Genomic DNA, 1,063 nt, shown 5'->3' on the forward strand with positions numbered 1-1,063 from the left:
TTATGATGAGAACGCGAGCTGCGGTTGCGGTTGCTGCGGGGGAGCCTTTGCAGGTGATGGAGGTGAACCTTGAAGGGCCGCGCGCGGGTGAGGTTCTGGTGGAGATCAAGGCGACGGGCCTGTGTCACACCGATGAATTCACGCGCTCGGGCGATGACCCTGAGGGTATTTTCCCGGCGATCCTGGGCCATGAGGGCGCGGGCGTTGTCATCGAGGTGGGCGAGGGCGTCACCAGCCTGGAAGTGGGCGATCACGTGATCCCGCTCTACACGCCCGAATGCCGCGAGTGCGACTACTGCCTGAACCCGAAAACCAACCTCTGCCAGAAGGTGCGCAGCACCCAAGGACAGGGGCTGCTACCCGATGGCTCGACGCGGTTTTCGATGCTGGATGGCACGCCGATTCACCACTACATGGGCTGCTCGACCTTCGCCAATCACACGGTGGTGCCGGAGATTGCGCTGGCCAAGGTCCGCCGCGACGCGCCCTTTGACAAGATCTGCTACATCGGCTGCGGTGTGACCACGGGCATCGGTGCGGTGATCAACACGGCCAAGGTTGAGATCGGCTCCACGGCGGTGGTTTTTGGTCTGGGCGGCATCGGTCTCAACGTGATCCAGGGGCTGAAACTGGCCGGTGCGGATCAGATCGTGGGCGTGGATCTCAATGACGACAAGGTCAAGATGGGCACGCATTTCGGCATGACCGATTTCGTGAACCCCTCGAAGGTCGAGGGCGATATGGTGGCGCATCTGGTCGAGCTGACGGGCGGCGGGGCGGATTATACCTTTGATGCGACGGGCAATGTGAACGTGATGCGCACGGCGCTGGAATGCGCGCATAAGGGCTGGGGCGAGAGCATCATCATCGGGGTGGCGCCCGCGGGGGCCGAGATCTCCACGCGGCCGTTCCAGCTGGTGACGGGCCGGGTCTGGCGCGGCACGGCGTTTGGCGGGGCCAAGGGGCGCACGGATGTGCCCAAGATCGTGGACTGGTACATGGACGGCAAGATCGAGATCGACCCGATGATCACGCATAAGCTGACACTGGACGAGATCAACCA

General features: G+C 63.0%; 1 protein-coding gene. It reads left to right on the top strand.

Going from position 1 to position 1,063, the window contains the following annotated elements; translation table 11 throughout:
• Nucleotides 1-5 precede the first annotated feature (5 nt).
• On the top strand, nt 6-1,063 hold a 1,058-nt coding region (locus tag Q1A20_RS26065), incomplete at its 3' end, for an S-(hydroxymethyl)glutathione dehydrogenase/class III alcohol dehydrogenase (RefSeq protein WP_299919728.1).

Source organism: uncultured Roseobacter sp., assembly GCF_947501835.1.
Taxonomy (GTDB): Bacteria; Pseudomonadota; Alphaproteobacteria; order Rhodobacterales; family Rhodobacteraceae; genus Roseobacter.